Annotated in this window: 27 protein-coding genes; 2 read left to right on the forward strand and 25 right to left on the reverse strand. The window is 42.5% G+C overall.

What is annotated here, in order from left to right; genetic code table 11:
* Positions 1-7: 7 nt before the first annotated feature.
* From V3224_RS01915 to V3224_RS01950, 8 genes are all read right to left on the reverse strand, one after another.
* Positions 8-469, reverse strand: a complete 462-nt coding sequence (locus V3224_RS01915) for a packaged DNA stabilization gp4 family protein (RefSeq protein ID WP_334468188.1) — start codon at positions 467-469, stop codon at positions 8-10.
* Between the two features lie 236 nt (positions 470-705).
* On the reverse strand, positions 706-1,959 hold the full coding sequence (locus tag V3224_RS01920; protein ID WP_334468190.1) for a P22 phage major capsid protein family protein: 1,254 nt from the start codon (positions 1,957-1,959) through the stop codon (positions 706-708).
* Positions 1,960-1,979: 20 nt separating this feature from the next.
* Positions 1,980-2,312 carry a hypothetical protein gene (locus tag V3224_RS01925; protein WP_334468192.1) on the reverse strand — a complete coding sequence of 111 codons (333 nt, stop codon included), beginning with the start codon at positions 2,310-2,312 and terminating at the stop codon, positions 1,980-1,982.
* Between the two features lie 66 nt (positions 2,313-2,378).
* On the reverse strand, positions 2,379-2,867 hold the full coding sequence (locus tag V3224_RS01930) for a hypothetical protein (protein WP_334468193.1): 489 nt from the start codon (positions 2,865-2,867) through the stop codon (positions 2,379-2,381).
* A 90-nt stretch (positions 2,868-2,957) separates the two neighbouring features.
* Complete coding sequence (locus V3224_RS01935) at positions 2,958-5,168, reverse strand: portal protein (protein ID WP_334468195.1); 2,211 nt, start codon at positions 5,166-5,168, stop codon at positions 2,958-2,960.
* A gap of 1 nt (position 5,169) precedes the next feature.
* Entirely contained in the window at positions 5,170-6,585 is a 1,416-nt protein-coding gene (locus V3224_RS01940; protein WP_334468196.1) for a PBSX family phage terminase large subunit, read from the reverse strand.
* Positions 6,582-6,971, reverse strand: coding sequence for a DNA-packaging protein (locus tag V3224_RS01945; protein ID WP_334468197.1), 390 nt, complete (start codon positions 6,969-6,971; stop codon positions 6,582-6,584). Before V3224_RS01945 ends, V3224_RS01940 begins: the two co-directional genes overlap by 4 nt.
* 16 nt (positions 6,972-6,987) lie before the next feature.
* Complete coding sequence (locus tag V3224_RS01950; protein ID WP_334468199.1) at positions 6,988-7,227, reverse strand: DUF2560 family protein; 240 nt, start codon at positions 7,225-7,227, stop codon at positions 6,988-6,990.
* A 55-nt stretch (positions 7,228-7,282) separates the two neighbouring features.
* Between V3224_RS01950 and V3224_RS01955 the strand changes: the two genes are divergently transcribed.
* Entirely contained in the window at positions 7,283-8,257 is a 975-nt protein-coding gene (locus tag V3224_RS01955; RefSeq protein WP_334468201.1) for an IS701 family transposase, read from the forward strand.
* A gap of 40 nt (positions 8,258-8,297) precedes the next feature.
* Here V3224_RS01955 and V3224_RS01960 read toward each other — a convergent pair whose 3' ends face one another.
* The 7 genes from V3224_RS01960 to V3224_RS01990 form a co-directional block, all read right to left on the reverse strand.
* Positions 8,298-8,501: a hypothetical protein gene (locus V3224_RS01960; protein WP_334468203.1), complete on the reverse strand. Its 204-nt coding sequence runs from the start codon at positions 8,499-8,501 to the stop codon at positions 8,298-8,300.
* Between the two features lie 14 nt (positions 8,502-8,515).
* A complete protein-coding gene (locus V3224_RS01965) occupies positions 8,516-8,932 on the reverse strand; it encodes a hypothetical protein (protein WP_334468205.1) in 417 nt (138 codons plus the stop codon).
* Between the two features lie 4 nt (positions 8,933-8,936).
* The gene (locus tag V3224_RS01970; protein WP_334468206.1) at positions 8,937-9,470 is read right to left on the reverse strand and encodes a KilA-N domain-containing protein; all 534 of its coding nucleotides are present in this window, start codon (positions 9,468-9,470) and stop codon (positions 8,937-8,939) included.
* Positions 9,471-9,616: 146 nt separating this feature from the next.
* Entirely contained in the window at positions 9,617-10,489 is an 873-nt protein-coding gene (locus V3224_RS01975) for an IS982 family transposase (protein ID WP_334467716.1), read from the reverse strand.
* A gap of 401 nt (positions 10,490-10,890) precedes the next feature.
* Entirely contained in the window at positions 10,891-11,340 is a 450-nt protein-coding gene (locus tag V3224_RS01980) for a lysis protein (RefSeq protein WP_334468208.1), read from the reverse strand.
* The gene (locus V3224_RS01985; protein ID WP_334468209.1) at positions 11,310-11,792 is read right to left on the reverse strand and encodes a lysozyme; all 483 of its coding nucleotides are present in this window, start codon (positions 11,790-11,792) and stop codon (positions 11,310-11,312) included. Before V3224_RS01985 ends, V3224_RS01980 begins: the two co-directional genes overlap by 31 nt.
* Positions 11,752-11,970, reverse strand: coding sequence for a phage holin family protein (locus tag V3224_RS01990; RefSeq protein ID WP_334468210.1), 219 nt, complete (start codon positions 11,968-11,970; stop codon positions 11,752-11,754). The genes V3224_RS01985 and V3224_RS01990 overlap by 41 nt, the downstream gene beginning before the upstream one ends.
* A 188-nt stretch (positions 11,971-12,158) precedes the next feature.
* On the opposite strand from V3224_RS01990, the gene V3224_RS01995 reads away from it, so the two are divergent.
* Positions 12,159-12,374 (forward strand): hypothetical protein, encoded by a 216-nt coding sequence (locus V3224_RS01995; protein ID WP_334468212.1) that lies wholly within the window; start codon positions 12,159-12,161, stop codon positions 12,372-12,374.
* Positions 12,375-12,410: 36 nt separating this feature from the next.
* Here V3224_RS01995 and V3224_RS02000 read toward each other — a convergent pair whose 3' ends face one another.
* The 10 genes from V3224_RS02000 to V3224_RS02045 form a co-directional block, all read right to left on the reverse strand.
* Entirely contained in the window at positions 12,411-12,653 is a 243-nt protein-coding gene (locus tag V3224_RS02000) for a hypothetical protein (protein ID WP_334468214.1), read from the reverse strand.
* Positions 12,654-12,776: 123 nt separating this feature from the next.
* Positions 12,777-13,154, reverse strand: coding sequence for an antiterminator Q family protein (locus tag V3224_RS02005; protein ID WP_334468291.1), 378 nt, complete (start codon positions 13,152-13,154; stop codon positions 12,777-12,779).
* A 75-nt stretch (positions 13,155-13,229) separates the two neighbouring features.
* Positions 13,230-13,703, reverse strand: a complete 474-nt coding sequence (locus tag V3224_RS02010; protein WP_334468215.1) for a hypothetical protein — start codon at positions 13,701-13,703, stop codon at positions 13,230-13,232.
* A complete protein-coding gene (locus V3224_RS02015) occupies positions 13,704-14,147 on the reverse strand; it encodes a recombination protein NinB (RefSeq protein WP_334468217.1) in 444 nt (147 codons plus the stop codon).
* 19 nt (positions 14,148-14,166) lie between these two features.
* On the reverse strand, positions 14,167-14,421 hold the full coding sequence (locus V3224_RS02020; RefSeq protein ID WP_334468219.1) for a hypothetical protein: 255 nt from the start codon (positions 14,419-14,421) through the stop codon (positions 14,167-14,169).
* The gene (locus V3224_RS02025) at positions 14,385-14,579 is read right to left on the reverse strand and encodes a DUF551 domain-containing protein (RefSeq protein WP_334468293.1); all 195 of its coding nucleotides are present in this window, start codon (positions 14,577-14,579) and stop codon (positions 14,385-14,387) included. Before V3224_RS02025 ends, V3224_RS02020 begins: the two co-directional genes overlap by 37 nt.
* On the reverse strand, positions 14,579-14,914 hold the full coding sequence (locus V3224_RS02030; protein ID WP_334468221.1) for a hypothetical protein: 336 nt from the start codon (positions 14,912-14,914) through the stop codon (positions 14,579-14,581). The genes V3224_RS02025 and V3224_RS02030 overlap by 1 nt, the downstream gene beginning before the upstream one ends.
* A complete protein-coding gene (locus tag V3224_RS02035) occupies positions 14,905-15,606 on the reverse strand; it encodes a Rha family transcriptional regulator (protein ID WP_334468223.1) in 702 nt (233 codons plus the stop codon). The genes V3224_RS02030 and V3224_RS02035 overlap by 10 nt, the downstream gene beginning before the upstream one ends.
* Positions 15,607-15,625: 19 nt before the next feature.
* The gene (locus tag V3224_RS02040) at positions 15,626-15,877 is read right to left on the reverse strand and encodes a DUF1187 family protein (RefSeq protein WP_334468225.1); all 252 of its coding nucleotides are present in this window, start codon (positions 15,875-15,877) and stop codon (positions 15,626-15,628) included.
* A 14-nt stretch (positions 15,878-15,891) separates the two neighbouring features.
* Positions 15,892-17,289: a replicative DNA helicase gene (locus tag V3224_RS02045; RefSeq protein ID WP_334468226.1), complete on the reverse strand. Its 1,398-nt coding sequence runs from the start codon at positions 17,287-17,289 to the stop codon at positions 15,892-15,894.
* Positions 17,290-17,294 lie beyond the last annotated feature (5 nt).

Raw genomic sequence — 17,294 nt, forward strand, 5'->3', positions numbered from 1 at the left:
AATTTATCTACTTAATGACATTACCTTTCTCGACATAAAAACGATCCCAGGAGAAGGCTTTCCTATTTCCTGCGCCCGTTGGCATATCGTTGCGGCGTTGAAGTGATGGAACTTTAGTTAATGCAATGCAAACTGCTTGATAGGCAGCATTAGCGGCAGTCAATAGTCCATCAGAGGGAGGCGTGACATAATCCATGCACAGATTGATTGCCAGCTTCAGTGATACCGCATCATTAGCCCAAGACGGTAATCCCGAGTCATCGTCAGACTGGGGAGGCTTATCCGCTTCTGAATCAGCGAACATGTAACCCAGATCGATTCCTTTTACTTTCCACTGCGCCATCATATCTTCAAGATCATGCAATGAATCTTCTACCTCTTGAGGAACGGCATCGGTAAGCGTGGCCTCAGAATAAAGTCCGGCTTTTCTTAGCGCCTTAAGCACTAATTCACCCTTGGTTTTCGGCATCTTTCACTGCCTTTTTACGCGTTGGCTTTTCCTCGGTTTCTTTTTTTTCTTCATCTTTTACTGCCGCTTCCTGTGGCGTTTTAAACCAACCCTGTTTCAGCTTTTAACTAATTTGATTGTCAGAAACAATAATGTAATCAAGTGATAAGTTGCCACAGGTGATTATTGAACCGGATTTGTATAGCATTGTTGTTGACATAACGCTCTCCTGAGAAAAAGGGCATCAGCCCCTGATATTACTGCCCCGCGATCAGCAAACCAACATATTCCGGCACTAACACAGAACAGCCGTACAACGTAGTGAACCGAGCCGTGGTGACCCCTTTGATGTGGTCAAAGAAATAAGACATGATTAACGTTGCACCTTGTTCGGTTGTTGCCGTCATGACTTGAGGACCTTGTCCAGTCGGGAAGGCTAATTTGCCGTACATCAACTCGACTGAGCCATCAGCCCAGAACAAATTAGCAGACGCCGCATTCTTATTCAGAAGCGTAATTGCTGCACCGTTAGCGGCGTTAGCATTAACGTTTGCATAAGGTCTGCTTGCTACGTCTGCATTATCGGGCGGCAAAATCTGGGGCGAAATAGTTACCGATGTTCCACTGACTTCTAAAACACGGAAAACCTGTGGTTGGTCAGTGGTATCTTTAGATATTTGATGTACAGAGTTCACACCGGCGATAGTAAAGGCGTCACCAACCTGTAGACCTGCCGCTGAAACGGTGATAGTGCCTTGACGGTTATCCATTGGCATATCATTAGTATTCTTTGCAACAACTTTGTGACTGGGGACTGCTGCCAGTGTTAATGCTTGCGTTGTTCCTTTGGGTACTCGGCCAGAAATATCCGTCTTGTAGCTGTCAAAGCTGGCCACGGGTGGGATTTGCGCTTTCTCATAGGCAGCAAGGTTCACGCCTTGCGTATAGGCACGACTACCTAACTCACCCGCCAAGTCCTTATAGTTGAACGGATTCCAAAAACTACGGCGGTTAATGCCTTGTGGCACACCGATAGCGGTCATAATCGCATCAATAGCCGCCGCGCCGTTCCATAAATCTTTTCCTTGACCACCCGAAGTATTGTTAGCCATTGCCACCACGTTAGTGGCTCGTTGAGTAGCCATATTAATTAAATCCGCGTCAATCTGAGCCGCCAGACGTTGACCTGCCGCTCTTCCTGCTTCTGTTTTATGCTCAGGATCACGCATTTCACGCGCATCCAGCGTGTAAAGAATATTCTTGGGCTCTTTGTATACGGAAGATACCAGCCGCTGAACCAGTTCAGTTGGGGTTTTATTCGTTAAATCTAACCCTTCTTCAATATTCATGTGGTAATGCTGAGGGCGGTAAATCATATCACCGGCACGCTGCATGCTTGTATCACTCGGACGGAATTTCTTGGCATTGCGAGAAACCACACAAGCGGCTTCAAAGCCGTCTACGCAGTTTTCAAATAGGATTTCCAGGTCTTTTGCTAATTGGTTAGCCATATCTCATTTGCTCCGATAGGTTATTTTTTGTTCGCCTTGCGTCTGGCTGCGTGGTATTCGGTGTAATCACCGGTTTCACGGGCTTTTTCACGTAGCTTTTCTAAATGGTTTAATGCAGCGCCATGACTGCCTTTAATTTCAGGGGTGGGTGCTGCTGTTTTTGGTTTAGGCATGATCCTGGCCTTTGATTCAATTGAACCGATTAAACGCCCAATCGCCACGGGGTCAGTGGCATTCGCCATTTGTTGACGGAGTTCAGCATTACGTCCAAGTGCCAATACCACCATTTCAGGCTTTTCAGCCCAGTGAATGATCATCGCCTGAATGGCTTCTGGCACCTCATCAATAACCACTTGCTCAGCTTGCTGATAATGAGGAATTTTCAGATGTTTAACACGTTGTTGATAATGTGTTAACTTTTATTGATGTGCTTGCTGTAATGATAGTTGTTGGCGTTCCTGCTCTGCCTTCTGATTTAGGTATTTGCTATTACTCTCAGCCCATTCATTAACCTTGGCGGTATAAATGTCTTCATCGTAATCAATACCCGCATCTGATAACTGAGGCATACGAGGCGCCTGCGTAATTGGCTGCTGATAGCCAGACTGTTGGGTTTGCTGTCTACGAAACACTTTCAGTTCTTTATCTTTTTCCTTGATAGTATTTCGTAAATGTTTCACCAAGCCTTGCTCCGGATCTTCTTCACTGGACGGCAAACCCAGTTCATCATCACCGAAATAAAACGCTTGCTCTGAATCATCGTCAGGCTTATGGTCACTCTCAGTTGGCGGTAATTCGCCATCCGTTGAACCTTTTTGCCCCTCATTTAACGTGTTTTCATCTGTGCCTACATCGAGTGGCACATTATCCGTTTTTACTTCTGGTGTGTTTTCTGCCGTATCTGACATAACTACCCCTTGTTTACTCGATATAAGCCTATCGGAAGGCAATAGAATGACTGGCTTCATAAAGACAGAGATTAACGTGATTAACGGTGATTACTGCGCTGATTTTTGCTGTGATGTTTGCAGAGTGTTGGCGCTATTCATGCTCTGTGAAGGATTTTGAGCCGCCCCTTTTAGCATCAATTCCGCATCAGCACGGGCATTGTCTCCTTGCTTTTGCTGGAATGTGCTAAACAGGGTTAAGAATTCCCTGAACTCCTTGCGTTTGCTTAAATCCATCGCGTTAAATATATCGGCCACTTTCGCGGCGTTGAGTTGGTTTTGGCCTTCCACTTTCGCGGCTTCTATTTGAATCTCAAGCCGTCTGTTTTCCTCCCTGATGACTTCCGCTTGCCCTTGAAGTAAAACACCCTGAGCAGCTAGTACCTCTGCATTAGGCTGTGATTGCTGGGCTGCTTGAGCCTGGGTAATCATCTGTTCTTCTTCGGGGGTTCTTGGTTTAACCACACCAGACAATAACAGTTGCTTGCGGTTGTATTCCTTTAAATCATCAAGCCCCTCACCGTCCATATTATCGAGGACTATCGAGGTTAACAGGTCATGCCTGGGTGTGTTTGGTGGAACCATCGATAAAAGGTGCGTTAATGATTTAACGGTTGAGTCTCGCCGCGTTGCAAATGACTGACCGACATCAACAGTGACTTCATACTTTCCTTGTGATAAATCATTTAACGCCACCCGTCGACCAGTTTGGTGATCGAATACCTCACCATTCATCAATGTCACATCGTCAGTATTATCTTCATTGACAATGCGCATCGGGGTATCGCTAGCATATATCTCTCTGGCCATTGACAGCCAGACGACACCCGTCCACCGCATGGATTTGGCCATGTTATCCATGTAGATATAGCTTTGTGTGTCCATCCGGTTAAAAATACTATCAACCGTTTCAGTCGCTACATTGTTCGGCATATTCTCAAACTGTGAAGCCCCCGTGATTTGTTGAATAGCGGTTCCGGTGTACTGCAACAAGCCAGCCAGCGCCGGAGACATTTCGGTGATGGGGGTATAACCACTTATTTGAGCCGGCGAGACGACATTTCCCAGATTATCCTTTAAACTCGTCATCGGCAGAAAGGCCGGTCTGCTCTTGTTTCTGGTTTCCCAATGTTGCGTTAGCGGGGCAGGAATAAAATCAACGTCTACGATAGGGATCCCGTCACCGCCCGCTTTGGTGGCATTATCCGCCATCATCGATACCATGAGGTTTTCTAACCGCTGAGCATCCATTGCCTTAGCGGCATGACCTTCGATACGTTCTTGGTTGTCAACGAATGAACGGCGACCATAAACAGGGATCAACGGAATGTATTCACCTGCGATCCGCTTCGGCTCTTCAAGCCATTCTGCCCCAGATAACAAACCACAATAAACGCGCCGCTTTTTAACTTCACGTTCATTGATTAACTCAAATTCACCATCTTCCAGCTCATCGACAATGTCTTTAATTTGTTCAGCGTCATAAATAGCCGTCGCACCCGTGATGGGATTACGCCAAGTGCTGACCGTTGTCTTTTCTATGCGGACTTCATAATAACGCGCGACATAGATAGCTTCACGCGCTGACCAATCGTATTGTGTTCCCGTGTCATCACGACTCAGGCTGGTTGTGTTTGCGTTTGGATACTCTGATTTAAATGCCTCGGGGGTCATAGAGAACATTTCAAGTGCGCACATTGCATCACTTCTATCGTATTGCTTGCTATCCTGGTCAAAGAATACGCATGTCGCAGGGTCATATACGGGCACTAGACTTATTCGCCGTTGCTCATTGTTCGGATCCATTTCATCTTCATCATCAGCACACAGCCGAAAGCACCCAAACCCGCCAACAACCGCATCATCGAATGCGTTGTCACAGGCTTCTGCCCCTGCTGTTTCTTGATAATCTGCCCGAAACTTCCCATTCATTTTCTCAGACAACGCTTCTGATGCCTCGCTATCTTTCGGGCGAAACTTAACACTAATTCTGTTTTGTCGGTATTCACCGATAATTCGGTCACACTCTCTCGCTATTTTGTTTAGCTCGAATCGAGGGTAATGTTCAAACCGACCTTCCTCAAATGAATAGCCCGCATTCGTGCTGCCTTCCCATTGCGCACCTAACACTCTCACAAATCGTTGGGCAGTGGCGACTTGCTCTCGCATACTCTGCGTGTTGGAATAGGCCTTATCAAAGTTACGCAAAACCTTTTTATGCCAGTCTGCCAACTGACTGGTCATCTTTTCTTTTTTAGTCATATCAACCTACACCACAAGGTATTCTGTAATGCGTATAATCGGGGATAATGGGACGGAGTGGACAATACATACACATCATTAACGCGTCTGCCAGGTTAGGCGATGGAATACCAAGCTTTTGTTTCATCTCAACCTTGGTCATTAATTCAAGCTTCCCATTACCGTTAAATTTTCGTTGGATTTGGGTCAACTCCGCAAATAACTTCGCTAACATCTGCTCGCCAATGCACGCTTTATCGAAACTTATCATGTCATCAGGGTTAGCATACTCACCCTGTGTAACAGCACGATACGTAAGATAAAGCCTATCTGCCAACGTGTAATAAAATTGGGCGCGTTTATTTCTGAAAACATCGCCCAGGGTACGAATATTGTCACCTTCGACAACCTCATCAAACCAGGCACCTGATTGATACGCGGCCTCTTCATTGAATGGCGATTCGCTCCCTTTAAACAGGGTAACAACGGTTTTTTTTCCCTCGAAAGCGGCCGTAATCTGTCGACGAAGTCCAGCGCCGAGGCCATCAGCGTCCCAAAGGAAGTGATCTACACCCTGCTTAATGGCTAATTCCGTCGCCCAATCAGCACCCTCGTTAACGTCCATTTGTAAGTCTTCTGATATATGCTTCACCACTGACCCGTGGCGCATTGCATAGCCTTTCGCATCTGGGCCAGTATCTGATGGGTCATGCGCGGCAATAATTACCCCTTTCGCTTTCCAACCAAGCACCTTATGGGCATCGATAGCCGCTTCCAGCCATTCGCGTTTGATGATAGCCCTCTCACTTGCACTGACGGGCTCACCTAACCAGATATGACGGTAAAGTGTTGGATTACGGTGTTTACATTCTTCCATTTCTAATCTGAGTACTTCAGGAAAATGCGGGTTATCAGTGTAATTGGCGGTCAGCAGGCAGATATCATCAGGGGGATTTACAACAAATCGCTGGTAAGTATCATCAAGAATATTTTTAGGGTTGAAGCTCACCCATATTTCAGAATTGGGTTTTCGAATGGTCGGGATCAGAATATCCCAACTCTCTTTCGTCACCGCCTCGGCTTCTTCAACCCAGCAAATATCAATCCCTTCTAATGACTTAATCTTTGTTGGATTATTCTTGATGCCATAAAACATGAATTCAGCGTAAGTGCCAAGATGCCGAATCATAAAACGCTGGATTTCAAATTCGGCGGCATACCCTTGACGCTCAATCGTGTCTTCAAGTAATCGGATGACCGAATCGCTAATACTGTTCTGCAATTCACGCGCGCAAAGTATACGAATTGCCTGGCGTCTTGCCGCCTCAATGAGCAACCGCGCTATCGCCCATGACTTACCACTCCCTCGCCCACCTTTAGCGACCTTGTAGCGATGCGCTTCAATGAACGGCTCAAAGACAGGGTTAATCATTATCATTTCCCAAATAGTGTACTCATAGGGGATGTTTCAATTTTGATAGCCCCTCCTTCTTTACCCCTAAGGGCGGTTTCTTGTTTTTCTGCGTAGCCGTGATTAGATAACATTAACTTAATAATCGTTGGGTTAAACTCGCCTGTAAGCCCTTTATTTATTAAGCTATTTTCTTGAATAGTTTTTATGGCCTCTAACGTGCCCGAAAATTCTTGATTTTCTTTAGCATACTCCTGTGCGGTAGACCGGCTAATACCTAAGTAACAAGCCAGTCCGGCCACACTGGGCACAACATCCCCTACCGTTTTATATTCACCATTTAAATAGTCTTTGGCCTTTTCAAGACTCATAGCTAATTTACTTGGGCGTCCAATTTTCTTTTTACTCACCATAAGTTACTCACCAGATTTACTGGAAAAGGAGTAAAGCTTCTTTCCCTTTTTGGATTGACTTTTGTGCACGGGCAACAGGGGTACTTTCCGCACCTGACTCATGCCATAAATCCCGAAATATCTCAAATTTAAGCTTCTCGTCTTTCACAAAATCGATGGTGATTTGTGCTGCTGCCGTATCCAGCAATACCAACCTCAAGATATCGAGACGCATTTGTTGTTCTGCGGTAATTTCTTTCATCCACGAGTTTCGCAATCTCCAAAAAAGAAGTATAAATTTAAAAACAAGAAAAAATCAGGGTGTTCATATTTTGTCGGGTTATCCATGTATTAAAGATATCTATAAAACATTCTTACAAGTAAGCAGTTTAAGATACTCTGGTTTAGCGTTATCAGAAGTAAGCCCATCGCCTTTATCTCATGACACTGTTAGCCGATGGCTAAAAAGTAGATGTTTTAGACCTAAAGACCTATGGCGATTAGTTGAACCTTCTATAGACAAAAAAAGCCCTTGCGTACTAATTGCCGATGATACATTGATTGCCAAAACACGTAGTAAAAAAATAGAGATGGTCCATTATCAATATTCAGGTAATGAACATGATGTTATTGCTGGCATAGGTTTAGTTAATTTGCTTTGGCATGATCTGACGAAGGTTGAATCAATTCCTATCAATTATCGTATTTATGATAAAGATTCTGATGGAAAAACAAAAAACACGCACTTTTCCGAAATGCTCACTCTTGCTAAAAAAAGAGGGATCATGCCAGAAGCGGTAGTGATGGATGCTTGGTATTCTAGCCTGGATAACCTGAAATCAATTCGCTCTCATGGTTGGATCTGGGTAACCACGCTGAGGAAAAATAGGATTGTTAACCATAACAAACAACTGAACAAGTTAGACATCTCAGAAGAAGGAACGTCAATACACTTGCGAGGATATGGTTGGGTAACCGTTTTCAAATTTACAGCCAAAAACGGCCGTATTGATTACATAGTAACAAACAAAGAGAATCCCACCCGTCAATACGTCCAATCTATCATGGATGCCCGTTGGTCTGTTGAAGTTTATCATCGAGAAGTTAAACAAAACTGTGGTATTGAACGCTGTCAGGCTCGCACGAGCCGAGCGCAAAGAAATCATATTTTTCTCGCTATTTCTGCGTGGTTTGAACAACATAAACGTCGTATATCTGAAAAAATAACCCTTTATCAACAAAATTGGGACGTAATCAAAAGTGCTATTACTGAGCAAATCCGTGTTTTATTAGCGTACCCAAATTAGTTTTGTGCGAAACTCGTGTCATCATTTCACCTGTTTCAAATTAATGTTTATGTTTAGCAGCACTCTTCGCCCATCGTTTAGCCTGATTGAGACAATCTTCTATCATCTTGCCGCGTTTACTCGCTGGCTGTTTACGGTAGTACCGGATAGCTTCACTGGTGGCTAAACTGGCTACAGAGTTAGAAAAGCCGAGCTTGATTAACTCGGCCTTGACATTGGCTTCGATGAATTGCTCAGGGGTCATGATAACGCTCTACGTTATTCAAATGAGATATTGCTGAATTTCAGGTTTGCCCATTCACTTTCTGGTGGCAAAATAAGCATTCCTCTATCATCTTTAACACCAATATCCGAGATCATATCGCCAAATTCATGAAGCAGTGCGTTCATATACTTTATACCACGGCGGTTTAACTGTGGAACTTTGCCAGCGCAAATTATTGCTCGTGGATCTGCTTTTTTGCTGAATGGTGTCATCAATTTCATATAAAACCCCGCTCTCCATTCTGTCGGTTTTCTGCCCCCGAGATAACCATCAAGCAAAGGCATCAAAAAATGACGACTGACTTCGATATCACCAGTATCATAGCGGTATACGGGGCGACGATTCGTTGCCATCAGGTAATACATATAAGCCTCGGCTACTCGCCAGCAAAAGAATTCATGTGTAGTCATTTAATTAAGCCTCTATCAGTCCAGGTATGGTCATTTGCATTTCTTTGATCAACCTTTCTCTTTCTGATTCAAGCTTATGCTTTTCTCCACCAAGACCCCATTGATTCATAATCTTTGCAGCACTACTTACATTACTTTTTTTATTTTGATAGTGAAGTTCTAATCGATTTGCCTGAGCAAACTTATCTAAATGACCGAGAATCGCCGCACGAAATGTTTGATAAACTTTAACTTCAAATGCAGGAGACAACCAGGCAGCATATCTTAATGCAATCAATTCATGAGCCCATGTTCCCTTCTCATTTCCACCATTAAATACAGTAAGTATTTGATTTTGTTCCAGAGTGTTTTTTAGCACTCTGGTCACTTCTTCAACAAATTCCTTAATTCCATCAGATTGTAAGAATTGACTCGGTACTTGCCATTTTTTGGCTAAACCACCTGCAATAGCTGCTTTGTGCAAATCATTAAGGTTATAAGTCCCATGCTCATTGCTGCGAACATGAATATTTTCGATATCAATAACCGAGTATTTCATATGATGCTAACCTTTCAAAAAAGAGACCTCAGCTCACACAGAACGCACAGACCCCGAACGCATCATGATTGACTGACGTTCTCTGAGGTCTATTTTGTGAATTGTCTCGGGTTTATTTAACCTGAGTTCGGGATAAGCATTATCAATTATACTTGAAGATACGTACCTGCAACAGGTATCTTTGGTTTAGATGGCATTAAACAATATGCAACCAGTCCGCCTAATAAATTCACTACAAAGTTAGCCGGAGAGCGATGTCGCGTATGCTCTATTTGACAAAGATTTTTTAACTCATCAAATACCGTTTCAATGACAGAACGATGACGCAAGATGGCTTTGTCGAAACAAGTCTGTTTAATAGGCTTCATTTTCTTCTTGATATTCGTTATAAGGCTAATTCCCATCGTTTTGAGTTGCTGTTTCAGTGAAGCCGATAAATACCCTTTATCTGCGTACAAACAACCAGAAAGATCCTTTGTCAGCTCAGGCAATGGTTTCCGATCATCGGTGTTTCCTGGTGTGAGTCGAAAACTGAGTATTTCCCCCAAATGATTGATAATTACATGAAGCTTGAAACCAAAGAACCAACCTGTTGAATTTTTTCCCCGTTCAGCTATCCCATTGAAGACTTTATGTCTGCGGATCCGTAAGTTATCACACACCGCTATCGGAGTAGAATCGGCAACCGATAGCCCCGTGCATTTTCCCTTAATTGACTCAAACAGTGCCGTTAACGCTAAGGCACTACGCGGAAGTAACTCTACACAGCGTGAATAGGATGGCAAGTTAGGAAATTCCTTCCGGAGATATAAGCGGACATAATAGAGATAAAATACCTTGAATTGCCTGAATCGGAGTTGATGAAACAACACAACCAGTGTCATCATTTCCGCCAACGAAAGCTGAGTAGACCGTCTACGACGCTTAGTACCGTTAGTCAGCAAATATTCATGCATTTTTGGCTCGAAGTCTTTGCAAAAATCATCCATCAGGCAATAAAGTTCAGTAAGATTTTCCATAATTGTTTAACAATGCTCTACTCTTTAACCAGACTGTTAGAGTATTTTAACAAAACAGGCTCATTCAACTATTTGAATATCAAGACTTTCTCTTTATTTCTTATCCCGAACTCAGGTTATTTAGATGCGCGGTGAGGGCGCGTTGAAATAAGAGGACGCCTTGTCGCTAAGGAGTCCCTAATAATTTAAAAAATTTGTTCAAGTATTAATCGCGGGACAAAATTGTCCTGCGGTGGTTGTCAATAATGCTGGATGTTCCCATGGTGTATGGGGCTAGAACTTGTTGCTATTCGTTAAGTCAGTTAACAAGCTATACAACAGAAATAAAAGTGAGCTTAGTCCTGAAATGACCCAGGTGGTCAGTTTGACCTCTTGTAATAAAAACAATGAGTTAAATGGTTTTATTGACACTGTATTTTGATGTATTGCTGTAAATACTCCGTCTGCTTTTCGTTCTCAACAATCATCGCTCTGAGACGGAAATAATCTTCTCGAGCTGATGCGCTAAGTTGTGAGGTGGCTTCATCATATCGGCTCTTGGGGGTAGTGGTTTTGGGTATTGGACACACGACGTTGACGCGCAACCACTTAGTGCCAGCACGCACAGCATCATTAAGCTTATCCAGTTCAGCTTTGGCATTATTTAATTTCTCAGTCTGTTGAATATCGAGCTGGTGCAAAGTATCGATCTTTTGCTGTTGCAATTTCACCGCTTCAATTTGCGCTTGATACTGTTGCTTTAACGTTTGGTAGTTTTGTTTGACGGTTTGATAACGGGAGCTGATAAAAACGAGCGATAATATCAATGCAGCAATCATCACTACGATAAATGTGACAGGTCGCCATAGCATATTATGCTCTCTATTTCCCTGCGAGTCATTAACCCTTTCTGTTTTATACCCTCATCGTATACCCAGCGTTTCATCTCATCACACGCCCCTTGTCTGTCACCTGCGTTGAGTTTTTTGAGCAACGTTGACCGCTTGAAATTACCAATGCCAACGTTATAGACAAACGAGTAAAGGGCGGCCTGTGTGAGCGTATTGATATTAACCTTAATCAGTGGGTCAACATAGCGCTTGACGGCTTTGAGGTCATCATTAAGCCACTTATCACATTCCACTTTGGTATACGTCCGATTACGCGCAATATCGTTACCGGTATGACCGTAGCAAACAGAAAGAATACCGCCCCCATCGAAATAGGGTTTAAATTTCAATCCCTCAAAATGCGTTATCATCGCTGAGGCTAAGAACAACGCACTACCGCCCGTTACCATCAGTATTTTTTTCGGTATCTTCATAGTGACGCTCTTTTAACTTGAGTTCCTTCCATTTGTAGTACCAGTTGACTAAGCAGGTCGCAACCGTACAGGTTATCCCTATCAGCGCCACCCATTGGTCAATACTAAAACCCATCAAAGTCGTTAGAATACCTGACAAATAAGCATTGAGGGTTGAGTGTTTTTCAAACATACGCATATACCCTCCCGCTGAGGGTTCCATTGCTTTGAATTAAAAAGGGAGACAGTCGCCTTACTCGTTTATGTTGCTGAATTTGTGAGTGCTGCGGTACGTAAACGAAAAAAGCCAGTGAAGTGACTGACAACACATCCCTTATTTGATATCGTTAAATCGCCATAATTAACAAACAAATAGAAGGAAAAAGCATGTCAGAATCAACATATATCGATCCATCATTATTACCTGCGCTTTCGATGGCTCTGCCTATTTTAGTTTCCTGTCTGGATGACGAAACAAAAAATAAGATTAGCGCCCACGTTGATAAACAGGAGCTCGATTTACTGGCGGCAACAGAGGATAATCAGCCTTTAAAAAAACAAATTGAGACACTAAGACGTTTACTGGGATGCCAAAAACGGTAACCTGGTTATCATTGATTAATGAGCCGTTGAATGTAATTAACGGCTCATGTAGTCCTTTACAATTAAATCAAGTCTTTTATGGGCAAGAAGATTTTCAGCCGGTGATAGACTTTTTGACGATTCCTTCGTACAAAATAGCTCAATCAGATGAATAAAGTCCTTACAGGCTACAAGTTCGTTGCCGTCTTTATCTTTAAAGCCATAACCATGAAAAAAAGATAATAAATCAACCGCTGATTTAGCTGAAAAATCATTCGGTGATTCAATAAAACCATTCATTTTCATTTTACAAACCTCATTTCAACAAAAAACCCCGCAAAAAGCGAAGTTCATAAATTAGCTGACGTTGCTGTCATCCTTATCACAATATCAGGATTTTTACGATCGTAAAGTATTTTTATGCTATTTTTGCACATCAGGATCCATCTCCAGTTTTATATTCAGCATCATCAACATACCTTCAATCACCCCTTCTGCTTTTTGTAATTTTTTTCCTATGTGTGTATCTGAGCAATGGTGTGCATAGGCTAATTGAATAAACGTTTTACCAAATACATAGTATTCAAAGAGTAAATCGTGAATATCACTATTTTTCTGATTTAGTTTAGCCATACAATTTGAAATAATCATGGCATCATCTTCGCAACACTGAGGTCTTGATTTTATTTTGAGCGGAATGAGCCCTTTAAATCCCGCTGCTACCGATGACCAATACACATCTTCTCTATTATCAGCTACCCATGCTCCCCAACGAGCCAATACCTGCTGAATATCGCGCATTAATTCCTCTCCGGCAATAAAAATGGGGGCATGGATGTTAACCATGATGCCCTGTGTTGAATGTTTATTGGTGGTTTAGTGTGTGTGCGCTATCTCTTCGCACATTCGAAAGGTAATGTCTGCCTGATACCAATCCGGTAAGAAAAACTCAATACGTCCTGTAAATCCATCAAGTCGCATGGCTTTCATTCGTTTTAGCTCACTTTTCATTTGACAGTAGATTTCGTCCATTTCACCCACCTTCAGCCTTACGGGGGTGTTCGCCAGCCTCGCTATTTCAGCAATAGTCATCTCGCCATAGGTAATTTCTGCATGCGCGGTAAATTCGTATGGGTCTTCACCTAACTTACGATGACAGCCTACGCAGTGCGAAAAACTATTTAAGGGGTGATAACGGGTGGCTTTGTGTCGTCTTGATTTGAAGTGTGAGCAGTGCAGCTTGGCGCGTTCATGCTGAAAATGTCGTCCGCAATAATCACATATCCAGTTTGTTCTTGCGCGGACTAATTCAGAGAACACGGCATCGTATTTATCTCTTTTTAGTGCCATTTAAGTTTCCTGCGCCTTTTTTAATTTCATATACTCCGAACTCTCCGGTATCGTCACATAACAACCGATGCCAATCGCCCAGCATTCCACTTTTTGCATAAATATATGCATTTCCCCCATATCAAGCTTTGATGTCCTCCTGAGCGTTTTGACGCGCTCTGGCTGCTGTGTGGTCACATTAATACGCTTTACAACTTCATAGCCGAGAAAAGTATGTTTCAACATTTCCTTCACTTGCTCTGCGGTATAGTTAGCGTTGTTAGCACACAGATATTTGCTTATCTCTCCTGTCCACAGGTGGAAAAGGGAATTTTGAGAAAGTGAACGGGTTTTACGGTAAGGTTTGATAATGAGTTGATGCGGTTGTTTTGTTGCAAGGACAGCTTTTAGTGTTTGCCAGACGGATTGTTTTGTTGATTCGTGGAAGAGTAGCTTGTCTTCCAAATGCGCCTCCTGTTATTTTTCATTTCAAGAATGCATGGTTAAACAAGACAAAAAATACATATACCATTGAGATAGCTAAAGATGTGACAGCCACCACGGCTAAAGACTTTAAAGAAATAATAAACCACGTACTGTTGTCGATTGTGATAGTTAACATTATCACCGACATCACAACACCTAAAAAGCAAAATAGATTCATGCTGATTCTGTAAATAAAGTTAATTATTTCATCCATCTTTAAAACTCCTCTGGCGGTGCTGGCAATGGCATCCAATATTTTATGATCCCATCATTTTCAATATAAATATTGCCAAAATACCAGCCGTCATATTCTTGTCGATAATATCCAACTAAAACATTACCTCTTTCAGTGCAGACAAGAACATCTTCTGTGTTTAAAGGCAACTCATCTTCACATTTAATCCAGTTCATCACCTAATCTCTCTCATCTCCACGCCTTTAGCGGTATAACCGGTTACCTGTTTCCCCGCTATCCGTTGACGCTTTTTCGTCAAAAAATGGATATGGTCTTCGTAAACATAACAGTATTCACCATCGACGAGGATGTGTTTAAAAGCTTTTACTGGTTGTTTTGCATACTGCACAAACGGATAATTATCTCTATATATCAAAGCATTAAGTGGGCATAACGATTGCCTAGCTATAACAGTTTGTTTTTTGTACTGCACAAATGGAGTTAACTTATTATTTTTAATGCTTTCTTTTGTGCGCAACTCTTTAAGTGCTTTTGGGTTTATTAATTGCATTTGTCGCCCCTAATCTGTTGGGATGGAGTCATTAAGGTTGCAAACATATCGATGCGCTTACTGACTTCTCGCACTGCTTGAGTAGGTGACATGCCTGATTCAATGGCTGACTGAAACGTTGCTTGCTCTATCTTCTGCATACAAAGAAGAATACCAAGCTTTTGGTCATTGGCTTTACTTCGCTCACCTGAACATAAACCCGCTAAACGGTTCTCAATGTTTGCCAGATTGATGTAGTGATGTTTCTCAGCACCTAAATCACGTAAAGCATCACGGGACTCATGGTAATGAGGTAAATACTCCCTTCTAATAGGTTCAGCAGCCCGTTTTTTAGCGAATGCTTTTGTGACATCCAGCTTAAATTGCGTCATTTTCTCGTAATCACGTCCACGGACAATGCGACACATAAAATCAAACTGGTTTTCATTGAGTAGAACATACTTATGTTCACGCGCACCCAGTTGAATAGTATTTAATCGCTCCGTTTGAAACGGAAGGATGCCAAACTCACGTAAGTTTTTTGAGTTCTTTCTAATTAATTCATAAAGATGTTTATGTTTAATACTTAGCCTTTTGGCAAACAGACGACTATCTATTCTGGGCTCCGTTCTATGTTGAATTAAAATACCGGAGTCCTCACTTTGGGCACAAAGAAGCCCTTCACGGTTATTCACCGTGTTTTGAATTTTCATATTTTTGCCTATTTAATATTTATTTGGTCGGGTTTAGCGGATTACAGGTGAAATTTTCTATTAACACTTTTGGCAATTTGCCACGCTTTCCAGCTTTGCCACTGCCAACAGTCCAGTAGTAACCTATCTCGCTAAATTGCATTTTGAACATGGACGGCTGGGATAACATTTTCAGGCAATCCTGTTCTGAGAGTTCCCTGTCACTATAGTGCCACCAATACACGGGTGCACCGCCATCCTTAACAATGGTTGCTTCGATTTGGTATTTCATTGAGGGTGTCCTGATTAGAATTTCTTATCGGAATAGCGCTTAGGTTCTTTTTGAGGTTGGCTTTTTGCTGCGGCTACATGCTGGTCAACAGGGAAAATACTTAGTCCTTTCTGGTCAACGTAAACCGTGCCTGTTTTACCATGTCGATTTAACCGTAATATGAGTTCTGTTAGCGTTTTATCTGCGTCAGGGTCATAAACCGATTCTCGATGAATCCCTAACCAATAATCGCAATCCTGCTCAATCTGACCCGTATCACGGCTGTCACTGGGCATAGGTCTTTTGTTGGTGCGCTGTTCTAAACTTCGGTTTAATTGTGTTAATAACACGACAACAGTATTAAGTTCTTTTGCCAAGACTTTTAACCCTTTGGTGATATTTCCGTAGGCTAAATCGTTTCTGTCAGCTTTCTCAGTCTGCATAAGCGTTAAATAATCAACACCAATAAACCCAATATCCCCTGTTTTACGTTTTATTTTTCGACATTCTGATTGTATGTGATGCAAAGTCATGGCGGGCGTATCATCAATCCAGATATTTGGGCACTGTTTGAGTCGGCCAATCGCATTACATAACTCATCCCATTCATGCTCTTCCAGCTTCCCATAAAACCGATTTGAATTAAGATTAGATTGTTGGCTTAATGTTCGCTCGGCTAACTGACAATCAGTCATTTCCATACTAAATAACAATACTGTTTTCCCTTGATTGGAAACGTTTTTCGCCATTTCAGTCAGCACTGTGGTTTTACCCATCTTTGGGCGTGCGCCAACCACGAACAACGAGCCATTAACGATTTGCTTAGGTTTCAGTAAGTCGTCAAAGTCCCTAAAGCCTGTTTTGAGTCCGCAGTGTTTCTCGGGGTTGTCTTGACGGTCACAAATATCTGTGAATACGCCATCCAGTATGTCATCAATCCGACGAAGTCCTGCCTTATTTCCAATCTTGCCAAACTTTGCAGCTTCATCAATTAGACGTTGCGCCATGTCGATTTTATCAGTAAATCCTAAAGCATTAGGCTGAATAAACAGTTTTTGTATCTCAATGGTTTTTTCAACAGTATAGCGCCCTGCCGCACACTCTTTGATGCTTTTTGCGTAACTGACGATGTTTGCGGCACTCGGGATATTTTTGGCTATCTCAGCAAGATAGGCAAACCCACCCGCTTTTTGCGCCATCCCTGATTTGGACAATGCTTCATCCACCGTGATAATATCGATTGCCTGACGTTTCACGCACATCGCGCGCATTTCTGCATAAATCAATCGGTGGTGAGTAGCATAAAAATCATCGGGGCTTAGCAGTGAAAAAACCCTCCAGGCATTATCGCTCATCGGGTCTATCAACAAACCACCAATAACACTTTGCTCAGCAGCGATGTTATTAGGTACTTGATTAATACTATATCTCATTGAGT

The sequence above is a fragment of the Arsenophonus sp. PmNCSU2021_1 genome, from assembly GCF_036919435.1.
GTDB classification, from domain to species: domain Bacteria; phylum Pseudomonadota; class Gammaproteobacteria; order Enterobacterales; family Enterobacteriaceae; genus Arsenophonus; species Arsenophonus nilaparvatae.